This window comes from Burkholderia stagnalis, assembly GCF_902830275.1.
Taxonomy (GTDB): Bacteria; Pseudomonadota; Gammaproteobacteria; order Burkholderiales; family Burkholderiaceae; genus Burkholderia; species Burkholderia stagnalis.
The window spans coordinates 72,901-94,040 of the sequence record NZ_CADESW010000020.1 but is presented as its reverse complement, the minus strand read 5'-3'; the positions used below and the strand labels follow the sequence as shown (position 1 = coordinate 94,040).

Genomic DNA, 21,140 nt, shown 5'->3' with positions numbered 1-21,140 from the left:
CGGCGCTGGTCTGCCCCGCCTTCGCACATCGTCGACGCGACCCCGGCCCACCCGTCACGCTGAAAACCCGTTGGAGGTCGACATGGTTCACCTGTCCCCGCTCGTCAATCGAGCATTGCAAACATCGGCAATCGTCATATCGCTGGCAACGGCATTGGCCGGCTGCGGCGGCGACGGTGATGCGGCGAGCAGTGCGGCGGTGGCCAAAAGCCTGGCCGCCGCCAATCAGAATTTCACGATCAAGGATCTGGGCACGCTTCCCGGCAAGAACGGCAGCAGCGCTTACGCGATCAACGATCACGGCCAGGTGGTCGGCGAGTCGTTCAACTTTTTCGGCAGAGTGAGACATCATCGCGACCTTCGCGCCTTCTTGTATGAAGACGGGGTGATGACCGACCTCGGTACGCTCCCCGGCGACAGCTTCAGCACCGCGGCAGGGATCAACGACCGCGGCCAGGTGGTCGGCGCCTCTTTTTCGTCCATCGCAAGCGGGTTCGTCAGGCGCGCCTTTTTATACGACGGCGGCGTGATGATCGACCTTGGCCTCTACGAAGCCAACGGGATCAACAATCGCGGTCAGGTGGCCGGCGCTACGAACGGCCACGCGTGCATCTATCAAGACGGCGTGACGACCGACCTCGGTACGCTCCCCGGTGGTACCTTCAGCCGCGCGAACGCGATCAATCAGAAGGGCCAGGTGGTCGGCGATTCCGGCATCGCGACCGGAGCGGCCCACGCCTTTTTGTACGACGGTCAACAGATGACGGACCTGGGCACGCTCGGTGGTCAAAGCAGCGGCGCTGCGGCGATCAACGATCGCGGCCAGGTGGTCGGCACTTCCGACACTGCGACCCCGAGGCAGTTTCGTGCCTTCCTGTATCAAGACGGGGTGATGACCGACCTCGGAACGCTCCCCGGTGGCCGGAACAGCCAGGCCTCGGGGATCAACGACCGCGGCCAGATAGTCGGCGCTTCCGACACCCCGGGTGGCGCCGTTCACGCCTTTGTCTATGAGAACGGTGTGATGACCGACCTCGGCGCACTCCCCGACGGTGAAGGCTTTACGTTGGCTTTCGCCATCAACAAACACGGCCAGGTGGTCGGCGAATCGAATGATGCCGTCCTCTGGACGCGACCGTAATCGCATGCGCTCGCGTTGGCCCGGCTCGGCCGCTTTTGGGCAGAAAACCGTGCGTCACTCGCGGACGCTGCGCGAGCGGGCCATGCCGGCTTCAATCAGCCGGATGGCAGCGACGCCATCGCCGCTGCCATCCGGCGCACGTCCGGAACCGCGCGCTCAGTTGTAGCCGAGAATCGCAACCGTCGCGACGTCCGGCCGGTCGCTCGTGCTGCCGACGAGCGACACCATCGGCTCCTGCAACACGGCCTGATACGACGATACGCGTGCGTCGTCCGCCGCGCCTGCGTTGTCCTGCAGCGGCTCCGCGAAATCGTCCATCGCGACGAAAAAACCAGCCTGAATCTGCGAAAAAGTCATCTCCGTTCCTTTGCTTGTCATTGATGTTCAAACCACCTGCTTCAACTTCACCGCCCGCGCCGCCTCGCCATCGTGCGCGCCATCCGCCTTCGCGAGATGCGCACGGGTGCGCCGCGTGATGTGGACTACCCCGAGCACGACCGGCGCGATCAGCAGCCCTTCCGCCAGCTCCGGATCGACCGGCAGGCTCAGCACGTGCAGCGCCTTGAACGCGGCAGCCGCGAGCGACAACACGTAATACGAGATCGCCGCGACGGACAGGCCTTCGACCGCATGCTGCAGATGCAGCTGGTTGCGCGCGGTGCGCTCCATGCCGGCCAGCAGCCGCGTGACGTCCTTTTCCTGCGCGAGATTGACGCGCGTGCGCAGCAGGTCCACCGCACGCGCGATGCGCGCGGCGATCTGCTCGTGGCGCGCCCACACGCTGCGGCACGTCTCCATCGCCGGCGCGAAGCGCCGTTCCATGAATTCCGCGATCGTCGGCATCCCTTCGATGCGCTCCTCGCGCAGCTCCTGGATGCGCGCGAGCACGAGCTTCTCGTACGCGCGCGATGCGCTGAAACGCCCGCCCGAGCCCGACAGCGATTCGACGCGCACCGCCAGGTGCGTGAGCTTGACCAGCAGCGCCGCGTCGTCGCCGTGCGCGCCGCCCGCGTCCATGCTCTGCATCAGCGCCTGCAGCGACGCGTGGATCTCGTCGAGCTCGCGGCTCATCCGCCGCGCGACCGGCAGCGCGAGCAGCGCCATCATCCGGTAGGTTTCGATTTCATAGAGACGCTGCAGCAGGCGGCCGCCCTGCTCTTCGCGGAAATCCTCGTCGACGACGAGAAAGCGCATGAAGCCGTCGGGCCGCACGTGCCAGTCGCAGAACACCTGGCCGCCGCCGAGCACGTTGCTGCCGACGAGAATCGGCCCGTCGATCCAGCGCCGCATGTCCGCGCAGACGAGCCGCGCGGCGTCGCCGGACAGCAGCTCCATGCGCACCGCGACGAAGCGGATGCCGTTCAGGCGTGCGAACCAGTCGGCCGGAATGCCTTCGATCGCGAGATCGTCGAAATAGCCCGTGTCGCGGCGCGGCGCGACGAACGTGAAGGTCGAGAATTCGGTGTGACGCTCCCACTTCAGGTGCCAGCCGCTCGGCGACTGCACCGCGTAGTGCGTCGCGCCGTCATGCGGCGCGGCAATGCCGGCGTCGCGGCACAGCGCGTGCAGCAGTGTTTCGTGGATCGCCGCTTCGCCATCCGAATAGATCGCGTAGTGAGTGAGCGACACGGCTTCGGCCAGCCGCAGGAACGGCCGCGCATGCAGTTCGGCGGCCAGTGCGGCGCGCAACGGATGGTCCATCATCGAGACACCATGCTTTCCTTGTTCAACCCCGCCGGCCCGGCACGCGCGCCTCCGTCGCCGGGAACAGCCCGACGAACCGGCGGCGGCAGCGGTTTCGCCTGCCCGATCGCACTATGGCAGACACATAACGACAATAAAAACGCATAATGCTGATCGTTACGTTCAGTTTTCCTGATACCGATGAAGATGCTCGATCACGACGTGCTGGCCACCGTCGTCGCGGTGGCCGAGACCGGCAACATGACCCGCGCCGCCGAAGCCGTGAACCGCTCGCAATCCGCCGTCAGCATGCAGATCAAGAGCCTCGAGGACGCGCTGGGGCGGCCGCTGTTCGTGCGCCGCCCGCGCAGCATCGTGCTGACGCGCGAGGGCGAGGTGCTGCTGGGTTTCGCGCGGCGCATGCTCGCGCTGCGCGACGAGGCGTGGGCCGCCGTGGTGCGGCCGGAGGTCACGGGCAAGGTGGTGATCGGCGTGCCGGACGACTACGCGTCGTCGCTTCTTCCTTCAGTGCTTAAGAAATTCTCGGCGTCGTATCCGAAGGTCGAGATCCAGGTGATCGGCCTGCCGAGCAGCGCGCTCGCGCCGCTGATCAAGGACGGCACCGTCGACCTCGTGTGCGGTACGCGCGTGAAGGGGCTGTCGGGCGACTTCGTACGCCACGAGCCGATGGCATGGGCCGCGATGACGAACGGGCCGCGCGTGTGGGAGGAGCGGCCGCTGCCGATCGCGGTGTTCATGCCGGGCAGCGTCGCGCGCGAGAACGCGATCCGCAGCCTCGAACGCGCGAAGCTGCCGTATCGCACCTCGTACGAAAGCCCGAGCCTGCTCGGCCTGCTCAGCATGGTGGAAGCGGGGCTCGCGGTCGCGCCGCTCGCGCGCTGCGCGATTCCCCCGCAGTTGTCGGTGCTCGGCCGCTCGCACGGGCTGCCCGACATGCCGCCGCTCGAACTGATCCTCGCGCGCAGCACGAAGTCGAAGCGGCCGCCGTGCGACTTCCTCGCGGAGCAGATCATGGACGATCTGCAGCGGCAGACGGGGCAGACGGCGGAGGCGTAGCGGGCGCGGCGCTCAGGCGATCGCTTCGACCGACGCGCGTCGCCGTTCGTCGACCATCGTCTCGATCAGCGACGCGAGATCGTCGGTCGACGGATCGCAGATGCCCGGCGAGCGATGCAGTTCGAGATCGGCCGGCGGCAGCGGCGGCAGGCCCTCGTCTTCGCCGAGCACGCGCCAGTTCTCCGGCAGCGTGCAGCGGTCGATCATCGTCACGGCGGCGCCGTGGTTCACCGCGACCTTGATCCCGGTCGGGCTCTGGCTCGTGTAGACGACGTGATACGGCCGGTCCATCGACGCCAGCGCCTGCAGCCCGCGCTGCCGGTAGCAGCAGGTCTCGGGAAACAGCGCGAGCGGCACCGACGCATGCGGGTCGAGCGCGAAATCGCGATGCGCGGCCCACACCACCTCCTCGCGGCCGAGATGCCGGCCGCCCGCCTGCGAGCCGTGCCGCACGACCAGCGCGACGTCGAGCTCGCCGGCCTGCAGCCGTTCGAGCAGTTCGAGCGACATCCGGCAGTGCACGTGCAGCCGCGCGCCCGGGCGCAATGCATAGAACGACTTCAGCAGGTCGGGCAGCCACAGTTCCGCATAGTCCTCCGGCAGCCCGAAGCGCAGCGCGCCGCGATGGCTGCTGCTCTGCTGCAACGCGATGATCGCGTCGTTCTGCACCTGGATGATCCGGCGCGCGTAGATCAGGAAATTCTCGCCGTCGCGCGACAGCGCGAGCCGCCGGCTGTTGCGCATGAACAGGTGGGTGCCGAGCCGCTCCTCGAGCGTGCGGATCCGCAGGCTGATCGTCGACTGCGTGCGATGCAGCTGCCGCGACGCCGCGGTGAAGCCGCCGCTTTCGACGACCGCGACGAACGCGCGGATGAGTTCCGGGTCGAGCGAGCTCAGCCTCGACCAATCGGGACTTTGAATGGCAACCATCGGAATTACTCGCTTTCGAAAAGTAATGGGAAGACGAAAGATAGGGCCTCGGGTACGCCGATTGTTGTCCAAACGCGTTCGGCGCTCCAACCCCTGATCGGGTATGACAAACCCGGAGTCGGTACGCGGCCCGGTGCACCGCCGCATGCCTGCGCGAATGCGCCGGAGCCAGGCCAGGCACGGCGCGCGCGGCATGACCGAGGGATTTCCCGGAGATGGGCCGGCGTCATGCGTCGATCAGGAATTTTCGCTTCACGGGCGGCGACGCGGCCGTCCGCCGTCGCCCCACCCACACCCAACTTCAACGACGAGACACCGCAATGACTGCTTCCCCCCGCAAATCGCTGTACATCGGCGAAGGCTTCGAAGGCCCCGGCGTGAACCTCGCGCACATCAACGTGCTGATCGGCCCGCGCGACGGCCCCGCCGGGCAGGCGTTCGCGACCGCGCTCGCGACACCGTCGGCCGGCCATGCGCCGTTCGTCGTGATCGCGCAGCCCGGCGTGCCGACCAAGCCGCTCACGCTGTACGTGAACAAGGCGCAGATCGACGGCGACTTCCACGGCAACGCGACGTGGGGCGCCTCGCAGGCCGGCATCGCGAAGGCCGTGGCCGAGGCGCTCGAGCACGGCACGCTGCCGCCGGAAGCGGAGAACGACTGGGTCGTCGTGTCGGCGAACTGGGTGAACCCGAAGGCCGACGATCTCGACGCGGTGTTCGAGAACAACTACCGCGCGTGCCGCAACGCGATCGTCGCGGCGATGGAGGGGCTGCCGCACCGCGACGCGGTGTTCGCCGCCGCGCGCGACGTGTCGAACCCGTTCTACACCCCGAAAAAGAACTGACGGACAACGAACGGCCGGCAAGGCCGTACCAGGAGGAAGCATGGAATACGTCCGCCTCGGCCAGTCCGGCCTGAAGGTGTCCCGCCTGTGCCTCGGCACGATGAACATGGGCACCCCGCAATGGAAGCCGTGGATCTTCGACGAAGCGCAGAGCGAGCCGATCGTGCGCCGCGCGCTCGACGCCGGCGTCAACTTCATCGATCTCGCCGATTTCTATTCGACGGGCGTCGGCGAGGAAGTGGTCGGGCGCATCCTGAAGCGCGCCGCGCGCCGCGAGGAAATCGTCGTGACGACCAAGGTCGGCTACGACATGGGCGCGTACCCGAACGCGGGCGGCCATTCGCGCAAGCACATCCTCGACGGCATCGACGGGTCGCTCACGCGGCTCGGCATGGATTACGTCGACCTCTACATGCTGCACTTCTTCGACGTGAACACCCCCGTCGAGGAGACGATGGGCGCGCTGCACGACATCGTGCGCGCAGGCAAGGCGCGCTACATCGGCGTGTCGACGATGTACACGTGGCAGTTCGCGAAGATCATGCAGGCCTGCGAACGTAACGGCTGGCACAAGCCGATCAACATGCAGCTGCAGCTCAATCTCGCGTATCGCGAGGAAGAGCGCGAGATGATTCCGTACTGCGTCGACCAGGGCGTCGGCGTGTCGGTGTTCAGCCCGCTCGCGCGCGGCCTGCTGACCTGCGAGCCGCAATCGACGCGCAACCAGACCGACTTCTTCACCTCGCAGATGTACGGCGACCCCGCGTCGCGCGCGATCGCGGAATCGGTCGCGAGAGTCGCAAAGCGGCGCGGCGTGCCGCCCGCGCAGATCGCGCAGGCGTGGGTGCTGAACCGGCCCGGCGTCGCGAGCATGCTGGTCGGCGCGGATTCCGTCGCGCAGTTCGACAGCGCGCTCGGCGCGCTGGAGACGCAGCTCACCGACGACGAGCTGTACGAGCTGGAACGCAACTACACGCCGTGCGACCTGATCAACGACTACACGGCCGGCACGCGCATCGCACGCGAGCCGCGCGCGGCGCAGGGCAGCTTCGCCGCAGACTGAAGGAGCGACTCACGATGAGCGAATTTCTGAGGACCGGCCATTACATCGGCGGCGAATGGCACGAACCGCGCGGCGCGGATGACGCGACCTACCCCGTGCGCAACCCGGCGACCGGCGAGACGATCGCGCAGGTCGCGAAAGGCGGCGCCGACGCCGCGCAGCGCGCGATCGACACGGCCGCGCGCGCGTTTCCCGCGTGGCGCGCGCTGAGTGCGAAGGAGCGCGGCGCACGCGTGAAGCGCTGGGGCGAGCTGATGCTCGAACACCGCGACGCGCTCGCCGAGCTGCTCACGCGCGAGCAGGGCAAGCCGCTGGCCGAGGCGCGCGGCGAAGTCGCCTACGCGGCGAGCTTCCTCGAATGGTTCGCGGAAGAGGCGAAGCGGATGTACGGCGACGTGATCCCAAGCCCGAAGCCCGATGCGCGGATCGTCGTCACGCGCGAGCCGGTGGGCGTCGTCGCGGCGATCACGCCGTGGAACTTCCCGCTCGCGATGATCACGCGCAAGGCCGGCCCCGCGCTGGCGGCCGGCTGCACGATGGTGCTGAAGCCGTCCGAGGAGACGCCGCTGTCCGCGTTCGCGCTCGCGGTGCTCGCCGAACGCGCGGGCGTGCCGGCCGGCGTGTTCAACGTCGTGTCCGGCGACGCGGTCGCGATCGGCACGGCGCTGACCGGCTCGCCGGTCGTGCGCAAGCTGTCGTTCACGGGTTCGACGCGCGTCGGCAAGCTGCTCGCGAAGCAGTCGGCCGACACGCTGAAGAAGCTGTCGCTCGAACTCGGCGGCAACGCGCCGTTCATCGTGTTCGACGATGCCGATCTCGATGCGGCGGTCGTGGGCGCGATCGCGTCGAAGTTCCGCAACACGGGCCAGACCTGCGTATGCGTGAACCGCTTCCTCGTGCAGGACGGCGTGTACGACGCGTTCACGCGCAAGCTCGCCGACGCCGTGCGCACGCTGCGCGTCGGCAACGCGCTCGCGGGCGAGGTCGACCAGGGGCCGCTGATCAACGATGCGGCGCTCGACAAGGTCGAGCGGCACGTCGCCGACGCCACCGCAAAAGGCGCCTCGGTGGTGACGGGCGGCCGGCGTCACGCGCTCGGCGGCACGTTCTACGAGCCGACCGTGCTGACCGGCATGACGCCGGACATGCTGATCGCGGAAGAGGAAACCTTCGGCCCCGTCGCTGCGTGCTTCCGCTTCGCGACCGAGGACGACGCGATCGCCGCGGCCAACGACACGCCGTTCGGGCTGTCGGCGTACCTCTACACGCGCGACCTCGGCCGCGCGTGGCGCGTGTCGGAGGCGCTGGAAAGCGGGATGGTCGGCGTCAACGACGGGATCATCTCGACCGAGGTCGCGCCGTTCGGCGGGGTCAAGCAGTCGGGGCTCGGCCGCGAAGGGTCGAAGTACGGCCTCGACGAGTACGTGGAGCTGAAGTACACGCTGATGGCGGGGCTTGGGCGCTGAAGCCGGTGGCCGGTTCGATCAGTCGGATCGGCCTGTCGAATCTTCTATCGGCACCCAGATTTCCAGCACCCCGGTACCTGCGACGGGATCGAAGTCCGCACTGTAGCGTTCGAACTCGGGCGCGTCCGCCGCCTTGAATCCCGAATTCGGCAGCCACCCGTTCCAGATGCTGTAGACGGTCTGGTGAATCGTGGAGATATGCCCGCGATGTTCAAAGACCGCGTAACGCCGCGGTTCAAGCTCGACGCAACGAAACGACGCGGGCAACCGGTCGCGACGCGTCACCGCGACGCCTGCAACATATTCGAAGCTGCCATCCGCGTCCGGGTTGCAGCACACGCCGTAAGTCACATCGTCGATCTGATCGGGCACGCTGCCGATGTACGGGATGAAGGTTTGCCAGAGCGCCGGAATCCCTTCATTGGTTTCGAAGGTAAACCGGTCGCTCATCCCCGCGATCAACAGCTTGTCGGAGACTTCGAAGCGCGGCGGCACAAGCGCCACGATTTTCATTTCTTTCATGCGTAACGGCTCCACGAGAGACAGGCCATCGAGACTGCGCCGCGCGCGCACCTCATCGGGCGTCACGCCGAAAAGATCGCGGAAGGCACGGGTAAATGCTTCATGAGAACCATATCCGGCATCGAGCGCCACGCGAAAGATATCCGGCGCGCCTTGCGCCAGCGTCCGCGCCGCGCGCGTCAGCCGCCTGGACCGGACGTAGCGCATGACCGGCCAACCGGTATTCATCGAAAAGAGGCGCGAAAAGCCGAAGCGCGACATGCCGCAATCGGCGGAAATCCGGTCGAGCGTCAGTTCGTCGCCCAGTTCGTTTTCGATAAACCACAACGCTTTTCCAACTGGATTCATGGTGGGCCCGAGAAGAAGTCGGAAGGACTATACGACATCGACGGCGCGGCCATTTGATCGTTCTTGCAGTGGGTGAAGGGGCTGAACTACCGATACGGCACGACGCATGCAGCCCCTACAATAGCCATTCCTCCACCCAACGCCCTCCCTGCCCGTGAGACGCAAGATGCCGGCGCTGAACGCGCTGAAAGCCTTCGAGATGGCCGGCCGCACCGGCAGCTTCACGCGCGCGGCGGAACTGCTCAACGTCACGCAGAGCGCGGTGAGCCGCCAGGTCCGGCAGCTCGAAGGCCAGCTCGGCGAGACGCTGCTCGAACGCCGCCACCACCAGCTCGAATTGACCGCCGCCGGCCGCGTGCTGCTGCGTGCGCTGCAGCAGTCGTTCGACAAGATCGAGCTGACCGTGCGCAGCCTGCAGGAGAAGACCCACCTGAACCGGCTGCGCGTGAACGTGCCGCCCACCTTCGCCGCGCGCTGGCTGATGCCGCGCCTCGGCCGGCTGCGCGACGCGCATCCGGAGTTCGAGCTGAGCCTGACCACGCGCATCCACGACAGCCTCGGCGAATCGCGCGTGCTCGACTGCGCGATCCGCTTCGGCGACGGCGAATGGGACGGTTTCGACAACGCGCTGCTGATGCAGGAACAGCACATCGCCGTGTGCGCGCCCGCGCTGTACGCGCGGCTGCGCCAGGACGGCGCGCCGATCGACCTGAACCGCTTCACGCTGCTGCACGTGCTGGCGTCCGACGACCAGCGCTACCTGACCTGGCACCACTGGCTGAAGGCGGCCGGCATCGCGGACGTCGACACGCGCGGCGGCTATGAATTCGACCTGCTCGACCACGCGATCCGCGCGGCGATCGACGGCCTCGGAATCACGATCGCCGACCGCCACATGGTCGCGCGCGAGCTGGCCGCCGGGCAGCTGATGCAGGTGCTCAACGTCCATGTGGACGGCCATCAGTCGTACTGGTTCGTCACCCGCCCCGAGCAGACGAACCTGCCGCACATCGTGCAGTTCCGCGACTGGCTGCAGCAGGAAGTGTGGCTGTCGAAGCGGCACCTGGAGCCGTCGTCGCCGCTGCCGCAGCCGCCGCTGCGCTGACTCCAGGCGCGCGGTGCCAGCCCTGCGTGAGTAACATGAGTTTTTTTCACGCTCGATGCGTAAATAAGTCGTTTGCCGTGCATTAAACGCATGACGAGAATGGCCTCTGTCCCGTGACGCGCGTATCGCCATCCGCAGCGATCCGCCCGCATCCATCGGAGGAGCCCCTGCATGCGCACCGAACGCAATTACGTGAACGGCCGGTTCGTCGCCCCGTCGAGCGACGCCTTCATCACCGTCCGCAATCCCGCCACTGAAGCCGAATTCGCACGCGTGCCGGCCGCCACGCCCGCCGACGCGCGCGCCGCCGTCGACGCCGCGGCCGCCGCGCAGAAAGCATGGCGCAAGCTGCCGAGCGCCGAGCGCGCCGCCTGTCTGCACAAGCTCGCCGACGCGCTCGCCGCGCGCGCCCCCGAGATCGGCGCGGCGCTCGCGCAGGAATCGGGCAAGAGCGCCGACGACGCATCGAACGAAGCCGTCTATGCGGGCCAGATCACCCGCTACCACGCGGAATGGGCGCGCCGGATCGAGGGCGAGATCATCCCGAGCGACACCCCCGACGAAAACCTGTTCCTGCAGCGCGAGCCGATCGGCGTCGTCGCGTGCCTGATCCCGTTCAACTATCCCGTCTACACGCTGCTGCGCAAGGTCGCGCCCGCGCTGATCGCGGGCAACACGGTGGTCGTGCGGCCGAGCAACCACACGCCGGTGTCCGCGTTCGAGATCGCGAAGGCCGTCGACGCGGCGGGGTTCCCGCCTGGCGTCGTCAACATCCTGACGATGGATCACGCGACCGCCGAGGCGATGTGCACGCACCCGGCGGTCGGGATGATCACGCTGACCGGCAGCGTGAACGCAGGCCGCAAGGTGCTCGACTACTGCAAGGAAAACATCGCGAAGCCGTCGCTCGAGCTCGGCGGCAAGACGCCCGCGATCATCGAGCCGGATGCCGATCTCGAACGCGCGGCCGCCGCGCTCGTCGCGTCGAAGACCACACACTGCGGCCAGCTCTGCACGGCGATCGAGCGCGTGTACGTGCACGACAGCGTGCACGACCGCTTCGTCGCGCTGCTGAAGGAGAAGATGGCAGCGGTGCGCATCGGCGACCGCGCGGCCGATCCGTCGCGGATGGGGCCGCTCGTCAGCGCAGCGGCGCGCGCCCACGTCCACGGCATGGTGCAGCGCGCGATCGCGGCGGGCGCCACGCTCGAAACCGGCGGCGTCGTGCCCGACGGCCCGGGTTTCTTCTACCCGGCGACGCTCCTCACCGGCTGCCGGCAGGACATGGAGATCGTGCAGGAGGAAACCTTCGGCCCGATCATGCCGGTGCTGCGCTACACATCGATCGACGAGGCCGTCGCGCTCGCGAACGACCATCAGTTCGGGCTGTCGTCGGTGCTCTACACCGAGCATTACCGCACCGCGATGCAGGTCGCGAACGCGATCGAGGCGGGCGAGCTGTACGTGAACCGTACGCCGGCCGACCCGTACCAGGGCTTCCACGCGGGCTGGAAACGCTCCGGCCTCGGCGGCGACGACGGCAAGCACGGGATGCTCGAATTCACGCAGACGCGCCTCGTCGTCATGAAGTACTGACGTTCCGGCGCGCGGCAACGGGCCGCGCGCCGCCCTGACCCAACCCGACCATAAAAAATCTGCGGACGTCCGCCACGCGGACGCCTGATGGAGGAAGACATCATGCCGACCCAACCGTCGACGCACGCGTCGCCGCATGCCTTGCCCGCCGACGCGCACGCCGTGCGCGATTCACGCGCGCAGCGCTACCTGCAACTGCTGCTGCTCGTGATCGCCGCCGGCGCGATCTACCCGATGCTGTACCTGCGGCAGGTCTACCAGCCGACGATGCTGCAGTTCTTCCGCATCGACGACGTGCAGCTCGGCTACCTGTATTCGTCGCTCGGCACGATCTTTCTCGTCAGCTACCTGCCGAGCGGCTGGCTCGCGGACCGCCTGTCGCCGCGCCGGCTGATCTGCTTCTCGCTGATCGCCACCGGCGTGCTCGGGCTCGTGTACGCGACCGGGCCGTCGTTCCCCACGCTCGTGCTGATCTTCGGCGGCTGGGGGCTCACGACCGGCCTCACGTTCTGGGCGGCCGTGATCAAGCGCGTGAACGCGATCGCCGGCCCGGACGAACAGGGCCGCTTCTTCGGCCTGCTCGACGGCGGCCGCGGCCTCGTCGAGGCGTTGCTCGCGACGGTCGCGATCACGCTGTTCGCGTACGTGACGCAGACGCGCGGCGGCACCGACGCGGCCGGCTTCATACGCGTCGTGCACCTGTATGCGTTCACCTGCATCGCGCTCGGCGTGCTGCTCGCGCTCGTGAAGGACTCTGCGGGCGAAGCCCCGCGCGCGGCAGCGGCGGCACGGCCGCGCGGCAACGTGCTGGCCGACCTGAGGACGCTCGCGGCGATTCCCGAGCTGTGGCTCGTCGCGGCGATCGTGTTCTGCGGCTACCAGGTGTTCTGGGCGACCTACAGCTTCTCGGCCTATCTGCACGAAGGCAACTTCGGGCTCAGCGCGACGGCGGCCGGCTTCATCACGACGCTCAAGCTGTGGATGCGCCCGATCGGCGGGATCGGCGGCGGCTATCTCGGCGACCGCGTGTCGAAGGTCCGCGTGCTGTTCTGGGCACTCGTGCTCGCGGCGTTGTCGCTCGTCGGGCTGATCGCCGCGCCGCCGCACAGCCCGCAGGCGCTGCTCGTCGTGCTCGTGCTGTTCATCGGCATCCTGACTTACGCGGTGCGCGGCCTGTACTGGTCGCTGCTCGACGACTGCAACGTACCGCCGCATTGCGCGGGCCTCGCGATCGGCCTGATCTCGGTGATCGGCTACTCGCCCGACGTGTTCGTGCCGCTGATCAACGGCTACGTGACGCAGGCCTACCCCGGCGCGCACGGCTACCAGCTCTATTTCGGCTATATCGCGGCGATCGCGCTCTGCGGCGCGGGCGCGGCCGCGATTCTCAAACAACGCTTGAACCGCACACAGGAGTCCGCATGAAGATCGTCTCGCTCGAAACCCACATCGTCGCCGTGCCGCCGCCGCACATCGGCGGGATGTACTGGATCTTCGTGAAGCTGAAAACCGACGACGGCATCGAAGGCGTCGGCGAGATCTATTCCGCCACGTTCCACCCGAAGGCGATGGGCCCGATCATCGGCGACGTGTTCGAGCGCTACCTGTTGAACCACGACCCGCACCACGTCGAGCGGCTGTTCCGGCAGGCGTATTCGAGCGGCTTCACGCAGCGCCCCGACCTGACGATGATGGGCGTCGTCAGCGGGCTGGAGATGGCGTGCTGGGACATCGTCGGCAAGGCAGCCGGCAAACCCGTGTACGAACTGCTCGGCGGCCGCGTGCACGAACGCCTGCGCTCGTACACGTACCTGTATCCGAAGAATTCGCAAGGCGAATACGACTACGACGACCCCGATCTCGCCGCCGAATGCGCGGCCGAGAACGTGAAGCTCGGCTTCACGGCCGTCAAGTTCGACCCGGCCGGCCCGTACACGGCCTACTCGGGCCATCAGCTTTCGCTCGAAGTACTGGACCGCTGCGAGACGTTCTGCCGCAAGGTGCGCGAAGCGGTCGGCAGCAAGGCCGACCTGCTGTTCGGCACGCACGGGCAGATGGTGCCGTCGTCGGCGATCCGGCTCGCGAAGCGGCTCGAGAAGTACGACCCGCTGTGGTTCGAGGAGCCCGTGCCGCCCGGGCAGGAAGACGCGATGGCGCAAGTCGCGCAGCACACGTCGATTCCGGTCGCGGCCGGCGAGCGCCTGACGACCAAGTACGAATTCCACAAGCTGCTGCAGGCGGGCGGCGCATCGATCCTGCAACTGAATGTCGCGCGCGTCGGCGGCCTGCTCGAAGCGAAGAAGATCGCGAGCCTCGCCGAAGTGCACTACGCGCAGATCGCGCCGCACCTGTACAACGGGCCGGTGGGCGCGGCCGCGAGCATCCAGCTCGCGACCTGCACGCCGAACTTCCTGATCCAGGAAAGCATCATGACGTGGGGCGGCTTCCACGCGGAAGTCGTGAAGACGCCGATCCGCTGGGAAGACGGCTACATCGTCCCGTCCACCGAGCCGGGGCTCGGCATCGAGCTGGACATGGACGTCGTGAAGCGCCACACGCCGTACACCGGCGAGCGGCTGCACCTGCAGATGGGCGCGCAGCCCGCCGACGTGAAGGATCTCGCGCCCGCGAAGGGCTGACGGCGAAGGACACGACATGACCTACGACTACATCATCGTCGGCGCGGGCTCGGCCGGCTGCATCCTCGCGAACCGCCTGAGCGAGTCGGGCCGGCATTCGGTGCTGCTGCTCGAAGCGGGCGAGCGCGACGCCTCGTTCTGGTTCAAGGTGCCGGTCGGCTTCACGAAGACCTACTACAACCGCCGCTACAACTGGATGTACTACAGCGCGCCCGAAGCGCAGCTCGCCGGCCGCACGCTGTATTGCCCGCGCGGCAAGGTGGTCGGCGGCTCGGGCTCGATCAACGCGATGGTCTACGTGCGCGGCCAGCGCAGCGACTATGACGACTGGGCCGCCGCCGGCAATCCGGGCTGGGCGTACGACGACGTGCTGCCGTATTTCCGCAAGCTCGAGACGCACGCGGCCGGCGCGACCGATCCGCACCATCACGGCACCAGCGGGCCGATCCACATCACGTCGATGAAGGCCGACGTGCATCCGATCGTCCACACGTTCCTGAAGGGCTGCGACGAGCTGAACCTGCCGCGCAGCGACGATTTCAACGGCGCGCAGTTCGAAGGCGCGGGCATCTACGACCTGAACACGAAAAACGGCGAACGCTGTTCGAGCAGCTTCGCGTACCTGCGGCCGGCGCTGGGCCGCAAGAACCTCACGCTGCGCTCGGGCGTGCTCGTGCGGCGCGTGACGTTCGACGGCGCGCGCGCGACGGGCGTCGTCGTCGCGGGCCCGCACGGCGACGAAACGATCGACGCCGCGCGGGAAGTGATCCTCGCGGCCGGCGCGGTCGATACGCCGAAGCTGCTGCAACTGTCGGGCGTCGGCGATCCGGCGCTGCTCGCGCGGCGCCGGGTGCCGCTCGTGCACGCGCTGCCGGCCGTCGGCCGCAACCTGCAGGATCACCTGTGCGTGAGCTTCTACTTCAAGGCGAACCGGCCGACGCTCAACGACGAGATGGGCACGCTGTTCGGCAAGCTGAAGATCGGGCTGCGCTACCTGCTGACGAAGCGCGGCCCGCTCGCGATGAGCGTGAACCAGGCGGGCGGCTTCTTTCGCGGCGCGGCCGACGCGCACGAACCGAACCTCCAGCTCTACTTCAACCCGCTGTCGTACCGGATCCCGAAGAGTGCGCACGCGAGCATCAAGCCCGAACCGTATTCGGGCTTCCTGATCGCGTTCAACCCGTGCCGGCCGACGAGCCGCGGCGCGATCGAGATCGCGTCGAATCGCGCGGAAGATGCCGCGAATATCCATATCAACGCGCTGACGACGCAGAAGGATCTCGACGAGGCCGTGCAAGGCAGCAAGCTGATCCGCGCGCTGATGCGTGCGCCGGCGCTGCGGGCGATGACGGTCGAGGAAATCTCGCCGGGGCCGCAGGTCGCATCCGACGACGCGCTGCTGCAGTATTTCCGCGAGCAGTCGGGTTCGATCTATCACCTGTGCGGCTCGTGCGCGATGGGGCCGGATGCGCGCACGTCGGTGGTCGATGCGGCGCTGCGCGTGCATGGGCTGCAGGGATTGCGGATCGTCGATGCGTCGGTGTTCCCGAACATCACGTCGGGCAACATCAATGCGCCGACGATGATGGTCGCGGAGAAAGGCGCGGATTTGATTCTGGCGGATGCGTCGCGCGGCGAGACCGCTGACCTGAGGGCTGACGTGCGAACGCACGAACGCGCAACCGTCGCGCCGTAATACGGTCGACTCGCGCCGGCGCAAGCCGCGCCGGCGCGACAGCTCGATAAACGGGCGCGAAATTCCGCCGCCCGGCGTGTCAATTTGGATCCTCTTCTGGCCGTCTGGACAGCGGCGTGCAGCTTGCACGCAAATCGAGGGAGGAATCGAATGGCGGCACATCTCGGACAACCCGGGCTGCCGCGCGGCCTCAGCCCGTCGATGGACTGCCGTTTGCGGACGATGCACTCGACAACGCGTTCTCGATCAACTGCATCTACTTCTGGCGCACCCCGTGCGCGGCCTGGGGCAAGCTGCACCGCGTCGTCCAGCGCGGCGGCCGCGTGGCGATCACCGTCCGCGACATCGGGCGCTCGCCCTACGGTGCATTCCGGCCCGAACAACTGGCGCGGGCGATGACCGAAGCGGGTTTCTCGCCGGTTGCCCTGCATCGCAACGGCGTGCCGTCGCATCCGCTTGCCTGCGTGCTCGGCGCGAAGTAACGCGCGGCGGCCCGTTCCAGCAGAAACGCCGTCCGCCCTGCGCTGCTCGATGCAAAACGGCACGCCGCGCATCGCGGCGTGCCGTCGTTCCTGCTTCCGGCTCGGTTCCCCGGCTCAGTTCGCGGCAGTGCGCTTCTCCACGAACCTTCTCACATAATCGTCCGCCGGCCGCGACAGAATATCGTCCGGCGTCCCGACCTGCACGAGCGTACCGTCGCGCAGGATCGCGATCTTGTTGCCGATCCGCAGCGCCTCGTCGAGGTCGTGCGTGATGAACACGATCGTCTTGTTCAGCGTCGCCTGCAACTGCAGCAACTGGTCCTGCATCTCCGTGCGGATCAGCGGATCGAGCGCGGAAAACGCCTCGTCCATCAGCAGCACGTCGGTATCCGCCGCCAGCGCGCGCGCCAGGCCGACGCGCTGCCGCATGCCGCCCGACAGCTCGTCCGGGTAGTGATCGGCATAGCCGTCGAGCCCGACCTTCGACAGCCAGTTGCGCGCGGCATCGAGCGCGTCGTGGCGCTTCTCGCCGCGCGTGCGCAGCGCATACGCGGCGTTGTCGAGCACGGTCTGGTGCGGCAGCAGCCCGAAGTTCTGGAACACCATGCTGACCTTGTAGCGGCGCAGTTCGCGCAGCCCCTGCGGGTCGAGCCCGATCACGTCGCTGCCGTCGATCACGATCTCGCCGGCGGTCGGCTCGATCAGCCGGTTGAAGTGCCGCACGAGCGTCGACTTGCCCGAGCCGGACAGCCCCATGATCACGAAGATCTCGCCCGAGCCGATGCTGAGGCTCACGTCGTTGAGCCCGACGTTGCAGCCCGTTTCGGCCAGCACGTCGGCCTTGCGCCGGCCGCTGCGCAGCAGGTCGAGCACGCGCGCATGCGTGGTGTGCGGGCCGAACAGTTTGTAGACGTGCTTGACGTCGATGGTCGCCATGTCTGCCTCCCGTGTTATGCGCGCGACGATTCCGCCGGCGGGTTGGTGTCGGCGCCGGACGCCGCCGGCCGGTACGGCACGCGCGACGCGCCCTTCTGGCGGCGCTGCTGCGCGAGCCTGCGGCGCGCGCGCCGTTCCTGGCCGAAGCCCTGGCTGATCCGGTCGATGACGATCGCGAGGATCACGATCGCGACGCCGGCCTGCGTGCCCTTGCCGACGTCCATCGTCTGGATGCCCGCGAGCACGTCCTCGCCGAGCCCGCGCGAGCCGATCATCGATGCGATCACGACCATCGACAGCGCCATCATCGTCGTCTGGTTGATGCCCGCCATGATGCTCGGCCGCGCGAGCGGCAGCTGCACGTTGACGAGCAGCTGCCAGCGCGTCGTACCGAACGCGCGCGCGGCTTCCGTCACGTCCGCGTCGACCTGGCGGATCCCGAGATCGGTCAGGCGGATCAGCGGCGGCAGCGCGTAGATGATCGTCGCGAGGATCGCCGGCACCTTGCCGAGGCCGAACAGCATCAGCACCGGGATCAGGTAGACGAAGCTCGGCAGCGTCTGCATCACGTCGAGCACCGGCAGCAGCATGCGGCGCAGCCACGGGCTGCGCGACGCGAGGATGCCGGCCGGCACGCCGAGCGCGACCGACAGCACCGTCGCGACGAGCATCAGCGCGAGCGTCTGCATCAGCTTGTCCCACAGGCCGAAGCAGCCGATCGCGTAGAGCAGCAGCATGAAGAGCGCGCCGAGGCTCGCGCGGCGCGTCGCGTTCCATGCGATCGCGCCCACCGCGAGCAGCATCAGCCACGGCGGCGTCGCGCGCAGCGCGCCCTCGAGCGGCACGAGCAGGTAGCGCAGCATCAGCGCGCTGAAATGATGAAAGCTGTCGCCGTACTGCGTCACGAACGTCTCGAGGACGCCGTTGACCCAGTCGGCGATCGACAGGTGCAGGAAGAAGCCGTTCATTTCCGATCTCCGTTGCGCCGCGAGGGCGCGCGCATCAATGCCTTATGCGCCCTTCAGGCTGCCGGCGATCTTCTGCGCGACGTCGTTCGGCACCCACTGCTTCCACATCTCCGGATGCGTGCGCAGGAACTGCGTCGCCATCGCCGCGCCGTCGGCCTTCTTCGTCGTCATGTCGAGGATCGTCTGGTTCAGGAACGCCATCGGGAAGCGCACCTTCTCGAACACCGCGACGAGGTCGGGGTTCGCGTCGGCGAACGGCTTCGACACGCCGACCGTCAGCCGCGACACGCTGTACGACGACGCGCACTGGCGCGTGCTGCTCTCGTCGCGCAGCGTCTTCCAGCACGCTTCGTCATAGGCCGGCATCTTCAGCGCGACCAGCTTGTACTTCGCCATCAGCGCGGCCGGGCCCCAGTAATAGAACACGATCGGCGCGCCGCGCTGGTACGCGGACGCGATCGCCGCGTCGAGCGCCGCCCCCGTGCCCGGGTGGAAGTTCGTATAGGACTGGTCGAGCTTCAGCACGCGCAGCAGGCGCGTGTTCACGCGCTCGCAGTCCCAGCCCGTCGGGCAGTTCAGGAAGCGGCCCTTGTCGGGCTCCTCCTCGTCCGCGAACACCTGCTTGAACTTCGGCAGGTCGTCGACCGACGCGAGCCCCGGCGCGACCGGCTTGATGTGGCGGGCAGGATCGCCCTTGACCACGTATTCGGGCACGAACCAGCCTTCCGTGGTGCCGCCCGGCAGCGTGTCGCCGATCAGCTTCACCGCGCCCGATGCCACGGCCTTCGCGGTGATCTCGCTGCGGCCCGTCCACTGTTCGGCCCAGATCTGCAGGTCGTTGCGCGCCAGCGCGGTTTCGGTCGCCGCGGTGCTGCCCGGCACGACGTCGGTCTTGCAGCCGTAGCCCTTCTCGATGATCTGGCGCAGCACCTCGGTCGCGAACGCGCCGCTTTCCCACGTGATGCCCGCGAAATGAACCGTCTTGCCGTCCCCGCACGCGCCGGCCGCCGCATGGGCCGCGGGCGCCGACAGGATCGCCGCGGCGGCGAGAAGGACTGTCTTCATTCGTCGAATCTGCATGATGGGTCGTCTCCAGTAATGTCGTTTGTGCGCCGCGCCATCCTGCGCAGCGGCGTGCATCTGCGGCCAGGTTGCATGTTTCGATCGCCAAATTGTTTGGGGAAGCGAGTAATTCCGATCATTGCGATCGGCTGTGCCAATCGATTCCCGCCCTGCGCGCCGCCCTATTGGCGATGCCGATTCCATCCATCGGAATTACTCGCTTTTGGTTCCGTACCCGGTTGGGAAGAATGCGTGCAGTCATCGGAGGAGACGCGATCGCACGCCGCGCGCGGCGGCCCTGCATCGCTCCGGATGATGGGGCGCGCCTCTCGGGGTGCGTTCACGACTACCGACACAAGCTGGAAACCCCGGAGATCTCAGCAAATGAAAACGAAACTGACGGCGCTCGCCGTGATGGCCGCCTTCGCGTCGCCCGTGTTCGCCCAAAGCAGCGTCACGCTGTACGGCGTGATCGACGAAGGCCTCAACTACACGAACAACGTCGGCACCGGCCACGTCTACGAGATGGCGAGCGGCTATGCGCAGGGCAGCCGCTGGGGCCTGAAGGGGAACGAGGATCTGGGCGGCGGCCTGAAGGCGATCTTCCAGCTCGAGAACGGCTTCGACGTCAACACGGGCCGCCTGAACCAGGGCGGCCGGATGTTCGGCCGCCAGGCCTACGTCGGCCTGAGCCAGGCGCAGTACGGCACGCTGACGTTCGGCCGGCAATACGATTCGGTGGTCGACTATCTGGCGCCGACCACCGCGAACGGCAACTGGGGCGGCTACCTGCTCGCGCATCCGTTCGACAACGACAACACCGACAACTCGTTCCGGCTCGACAACACGGTGAAGTACGCGAGCCCGGACATCGCGGGCTTCCGGTTCGGCGGCGCATACAGCTTCAGCAACAGCACGAACTTCGCGGACAACCGCGCGTACAGCGTCGGCGCGCAATACCAGAACGGCGGCCTGCTGGTCGGCGCGGCCTACCTGCAGGCGAACCACCCGGGCAACGGCTCGGCCGGCGCGATCACCGCGAACGACGCGAGCTACATCGCCGAGCGCATGCGCGTGTTCGGCGCGGGCATCAACTATACGTTCGGGCCCGCGACCGTCGGCTTCGCGTACACGAAGTCGGACTACAAGAACCCGACCGGCAACGGCTACCTCGGCACGCCGGGCGCGATCATCGCGCCGGGCACGACGGTCAGCGCGATCAAGTACCAGAACTTCGAGGTGAACGGCGCGTATCAGGTCACGCCGGCGTTCATGGTCGGCGCGCAGTACGTGCTGTCGCTCGAGAAGTATGCGTCGTCAGCCGGCGACGCGAAGCCGAAGATCCACTCGTTCGGCGTGATGGCCGACTACAACCTGTCGAAGCGCACCGACGTCTACGTGCAGGCCGCGTATCAGCACATCGCCGGCGACAAGACGAACTCGATCCTCGACCAGGCGTTCATCCCCGGCACGGACGCGCCGTCGTCGACCGCGAACCAGGTGGCTGTGCGCGTCGCGCTGCGCCACAAGTTCTGACGCGTCTCTCCCAGGTTCCACGCGACACCCGTCTCCCGTCGGTCT

The 21,140-nt window shown here is 67.6% G+C and carries 19 protein-coding genes; 12 read left to right on the top strand and 7 right to left on the bottom strand.

All coding sequences use genetic code 11. The features are described from left to right. Nucleotides 1–82 precede the first annotated feature (82 nt). On the top strand, nucleotides 83–1,141 hold the full coding sequence (locus HWY45_RS28160) for a DUF3466 family protein (protein ID WP_081069835.1): 1,059 nt from the start codon (nucleotides 83–85) through the stop codon (nucleotides 1,139–1,141). Between the two features lie 156 nt (nucleotides 1,142–1,297). Here HWY45_RS28160 and HWY45_RS28155 read toward each other — a convergent pair whose 3' ends face one another. Both HWY45_RS28155 and HWY45_RS28150 read right to left on the bottom strand, forming a co-directional pair. Further along, the gene (locus tag HWY45_RS28155) at nucleotides 1,298–1,498 is read right to left on the bottom strand and encodes a hypothetical protein (protein ID WP_059883547.1); all 201 of its coding nucleotides are present in this window, start codon (nucleotides 1,496–1,498) and stop codon (nucleotides 1,298–1,300) included. A 27-nt stretch (nucleotides 1,499–1,525) separates the two neighbouring features. Continuing rightward, nucleotides 1,526–2,845 carry a DUF3422 family protein gene (locus HWY45_RS28150; protein WP_059883550.1) on the bottom strand — a complete coding sequence of 440 codons (1,320 nt, stop codon included), beginning with the start codon at nucleotides 2,843–2,845 and terminating at the stop codon, nucleotides 1,526–1,528. 180 nt (nucleotides 2,846–3,025) lie between these two features. Here HWY45_RS28150 and HWY45_RS28145 point away from each other — a divergent pair, with 180 nt between their 5' ends. Next, nucleotides 3,026–3,901, top strand: coding sequence for a LysR family transcriptional regulator (locus HWY45_RS28145; RefSeq protein WP_059564204.1), 876 nt, complete (start codon nucleotides 3,026–3,028; stop codon nucleotides 3,899–3,901). A gap of 12 nt (nucleotides 3,902–3,913) precedes the next feature. Here the strand turns inward: HWY45_RS28145 and HWY45_RS28140 are convergent, their stop codons facing one another. Beyond that, nucleotides 3,914–4,831 carry a LysR family transcriptional regulator gene (locus tag HWY45_RS28140; RefSeq protein WP_059883551.1) on the bottom strand — a complete coding sequence of 306 codons (918 nt, stop codon included), beginning with the start codon at nucleotides 4,829–4,831 and terminating at the stop codon, nucleotides 3,914–3,916. Nucleotides 4,832–5,151: 320 nt separating this feature from the next. Here HWY45_RS28140 and fae point away from each other — a divergent pair, with 320 nt between their 5' ends. The 3 genes from fae to HWY45_RS28125 are packed head-to-tail and all read left to right on the top strand — an operon-like array spanning nucleotide 5,152 to nucleotide 8,205. After that, nucleotides 5,152–5,676: a formaldehyde-activating enzyme gene (gene fae, locus HWY45_RS28135; protein WP_059883553.1), complete on the top strand. Its 525-nt coding sequence runs from the start codon at nucleotides 5,152–5,154 to the stop codon at nucleotides 5,674–5,676. Nucleotides 5,677–5,716: 40 nt separating this feature from the next. After that, a complete protein-coding gene (locus HWY45_RS28130; RefSeq protein ID WP_059883555.1) occupies nucleotides 5,717–6,739 on the top strand; it encodes an aldo/keto reductase in 1,023 nt (340 codons plus the stop codon). 14 nt (nucleotides 6,740–6,753) lie between these two features. Beyond that, entirely contained in the window at nucleotides 6,754–8,205 is a 1,452-nt protein-coding gene (locus tag HWY45_RS28125) for an NAD-dependent succinate-semialdehyde dehydrogenase (protein WP_059883557.1), read from the top strand. A gap of 18 nt (nucleotides 8,206–8,223) precedes the next feature. On the opposite strand, the gene HWY45_RS28120 is transcribed toward HWY45_RS28125, so the two are convergent. Beyond that, entirely contained in the window at nucleotides 8,224–9,075 is an 852-nt protein-coding gene (locus HWY45_RS28120; RefSeq protein WP_059883559.1) for an AraC family transcriptional regulator, read from the bottom strand. 166 nt (nucleotides 9,076–9,241) lie between these two features. On the opposite strand from HWY45_RS28120, the gene HWY45_RS28115 reads away from it, so the two are divergent. The 6 genes from HWY45_RS28115 to HWY45_RS28090 all read left to right on the top strand — a co-directional run bounded on the left by HWY45_RS28115 (nucleotide 9,242) and on the right by HWY45_RS28090 (nucleotide 16,593). Further along, complete coding sequence (locus HWY45_RS28115) at nucleotides 9,242–10,180, top strand: LysR substrate-binding domain-containing protein (protein WP_059883560.1); 939 nt, start codon at nucleotides 9,242–9,244, stop codon at nucleotides 10,178–10,180. Between the two features lie 171 nt (nucleotides 10,181–10,351). Then, nucleotides 10,352–11,776 (top strand): aldehyde dehydrogenase, encoded by a 1,425-nt coding sequence (gene aldA, locus HWY45_RS28110; protein ID WP_059883562.1) that lies wholly within the window; start codon nucleotides 10,352–10,354, stop codon nucleotides 11,774–11,776. A gap of 102 nt (nucleotides 11,777–11,878) precedes the next feature. Next, on the top strand, nucleotides 11,879–13,201 hold the full coding sequence (locus HWY45_RS28105; protein WP_230946863.1) for an MFS transporter: 1,323 nt from the start codon (nucleotides 11,879–11,881) through the stop codon (nucleotides 13,199–13,201). Then, a complete protein-coding gene (locus tag HWY45_RS28100) occupies nucleotides 13,198–14,415 on the top strand; it encodes a mandelate racemase/muconate lactonizing enzyme family protein (protein ID WP_059883564.1) in 1,218 nt (405 codons plus the stop codon). The genes HWY45_RS28105 and HWY45_RS28100 overlap by 4 nt, the downstream gene beginning before the upstream one ends. 16 nt (nucleotides 14,416–14,431) lie before the next feature. Further along, nucleotides 14,432–16,111 (top strand): GMC family oxidoreductase, encoded by a 1,680-nt coding sequence (locus HWY45_RS28095; RefSeq protein ID WP_059883566.1) that lies wholly within the window; start codon nucleotides 14,432–14,434, stop codon nucleotides 16,109–16,111. A 116-nt stretch (nucleotides 16,112–16,227) separates the two neighbouring features. Then, the gene (locus HWY45_RS28090) at nucleotides 16,228–16,593 is read left to right on the top strand and encodes a class I SAM-dependent methyltransferase (protein WP_059883571.1); all 366 of its coding nucleotides are present in this window, start codon (nucleotides 16,228–16,230) and stop codon (nucleotides 16,591–16,593) included. A 114-nt stretch (nucleotides 16,594–16,707) separates the two neighbouring features. Here HWY45_RS28090 and HWY45_RS28085 read toward each other — a convergent pair whose 3' ends face one another. Genes HWY45_RS28085 through HWY45_RS28075 form a run of 3 tightly spaced genes read right to left on the bottom strand, consistent with a single transcriptional unit; the run spans nucleotide 16,708 to nucleotide 19,562 of the window. Further along, nucleotides 16,708–17,529, bottom strand: coding sequence for a quaternary amine ABC transporter ATP-binding protein (locus tag HWY45_RS28085; RefSeq protein WP_059883573.1), 822 nt, complete (start codon nucleotides 17,527–17,529; stop codon nucleotides 16,708–16,710). Between the two features lie 14 nt (nucleotides 17,530–17,543). After that, nucleotides 17,544–18,497 (bottom strand): ABC transporter permease, encoded by a 954-nt coding sequence (locus HWY45_RS28080; RefSeq protein WP_059883575.1) that lies wholly within the window; start codon nucleotides 18,495–18,497, stop codon nucleotides 17,544–17,546. A 42-nt stretch (nucleotides 18,498–18,539) separates the two neighbouring features. Then, complete coding sequence (locus tag HWY45_RS28075) at nucleotides 18,540–19,562, bottom strand: ABC transporter substrate-binding protein (protein ID WP_230942502.1); 1,023 nt, start codon at nucleotides 19,560–19,562, stop codon at nucleotides 18,540–18,542. 381 nt (nucleotides 19,563–19,943) lie between these two features. On the opposite strand from HWY45_RS28075, the gene HWY45_RS28070 reads away from it, so the two are divergent. Next, on the top strand, nucleotides 19,944–21,095 hold the full coding sequence (locus HWY45_RS28070; protein WP_059883578.1) for a porin: 1,152 nt from the start codon (nucleotides 19,944–19,946) through the stop codon (nucleotides 21,093–21,095). Nucleotides 21,096–21,140: the final 45 nt, after the last annotated feature.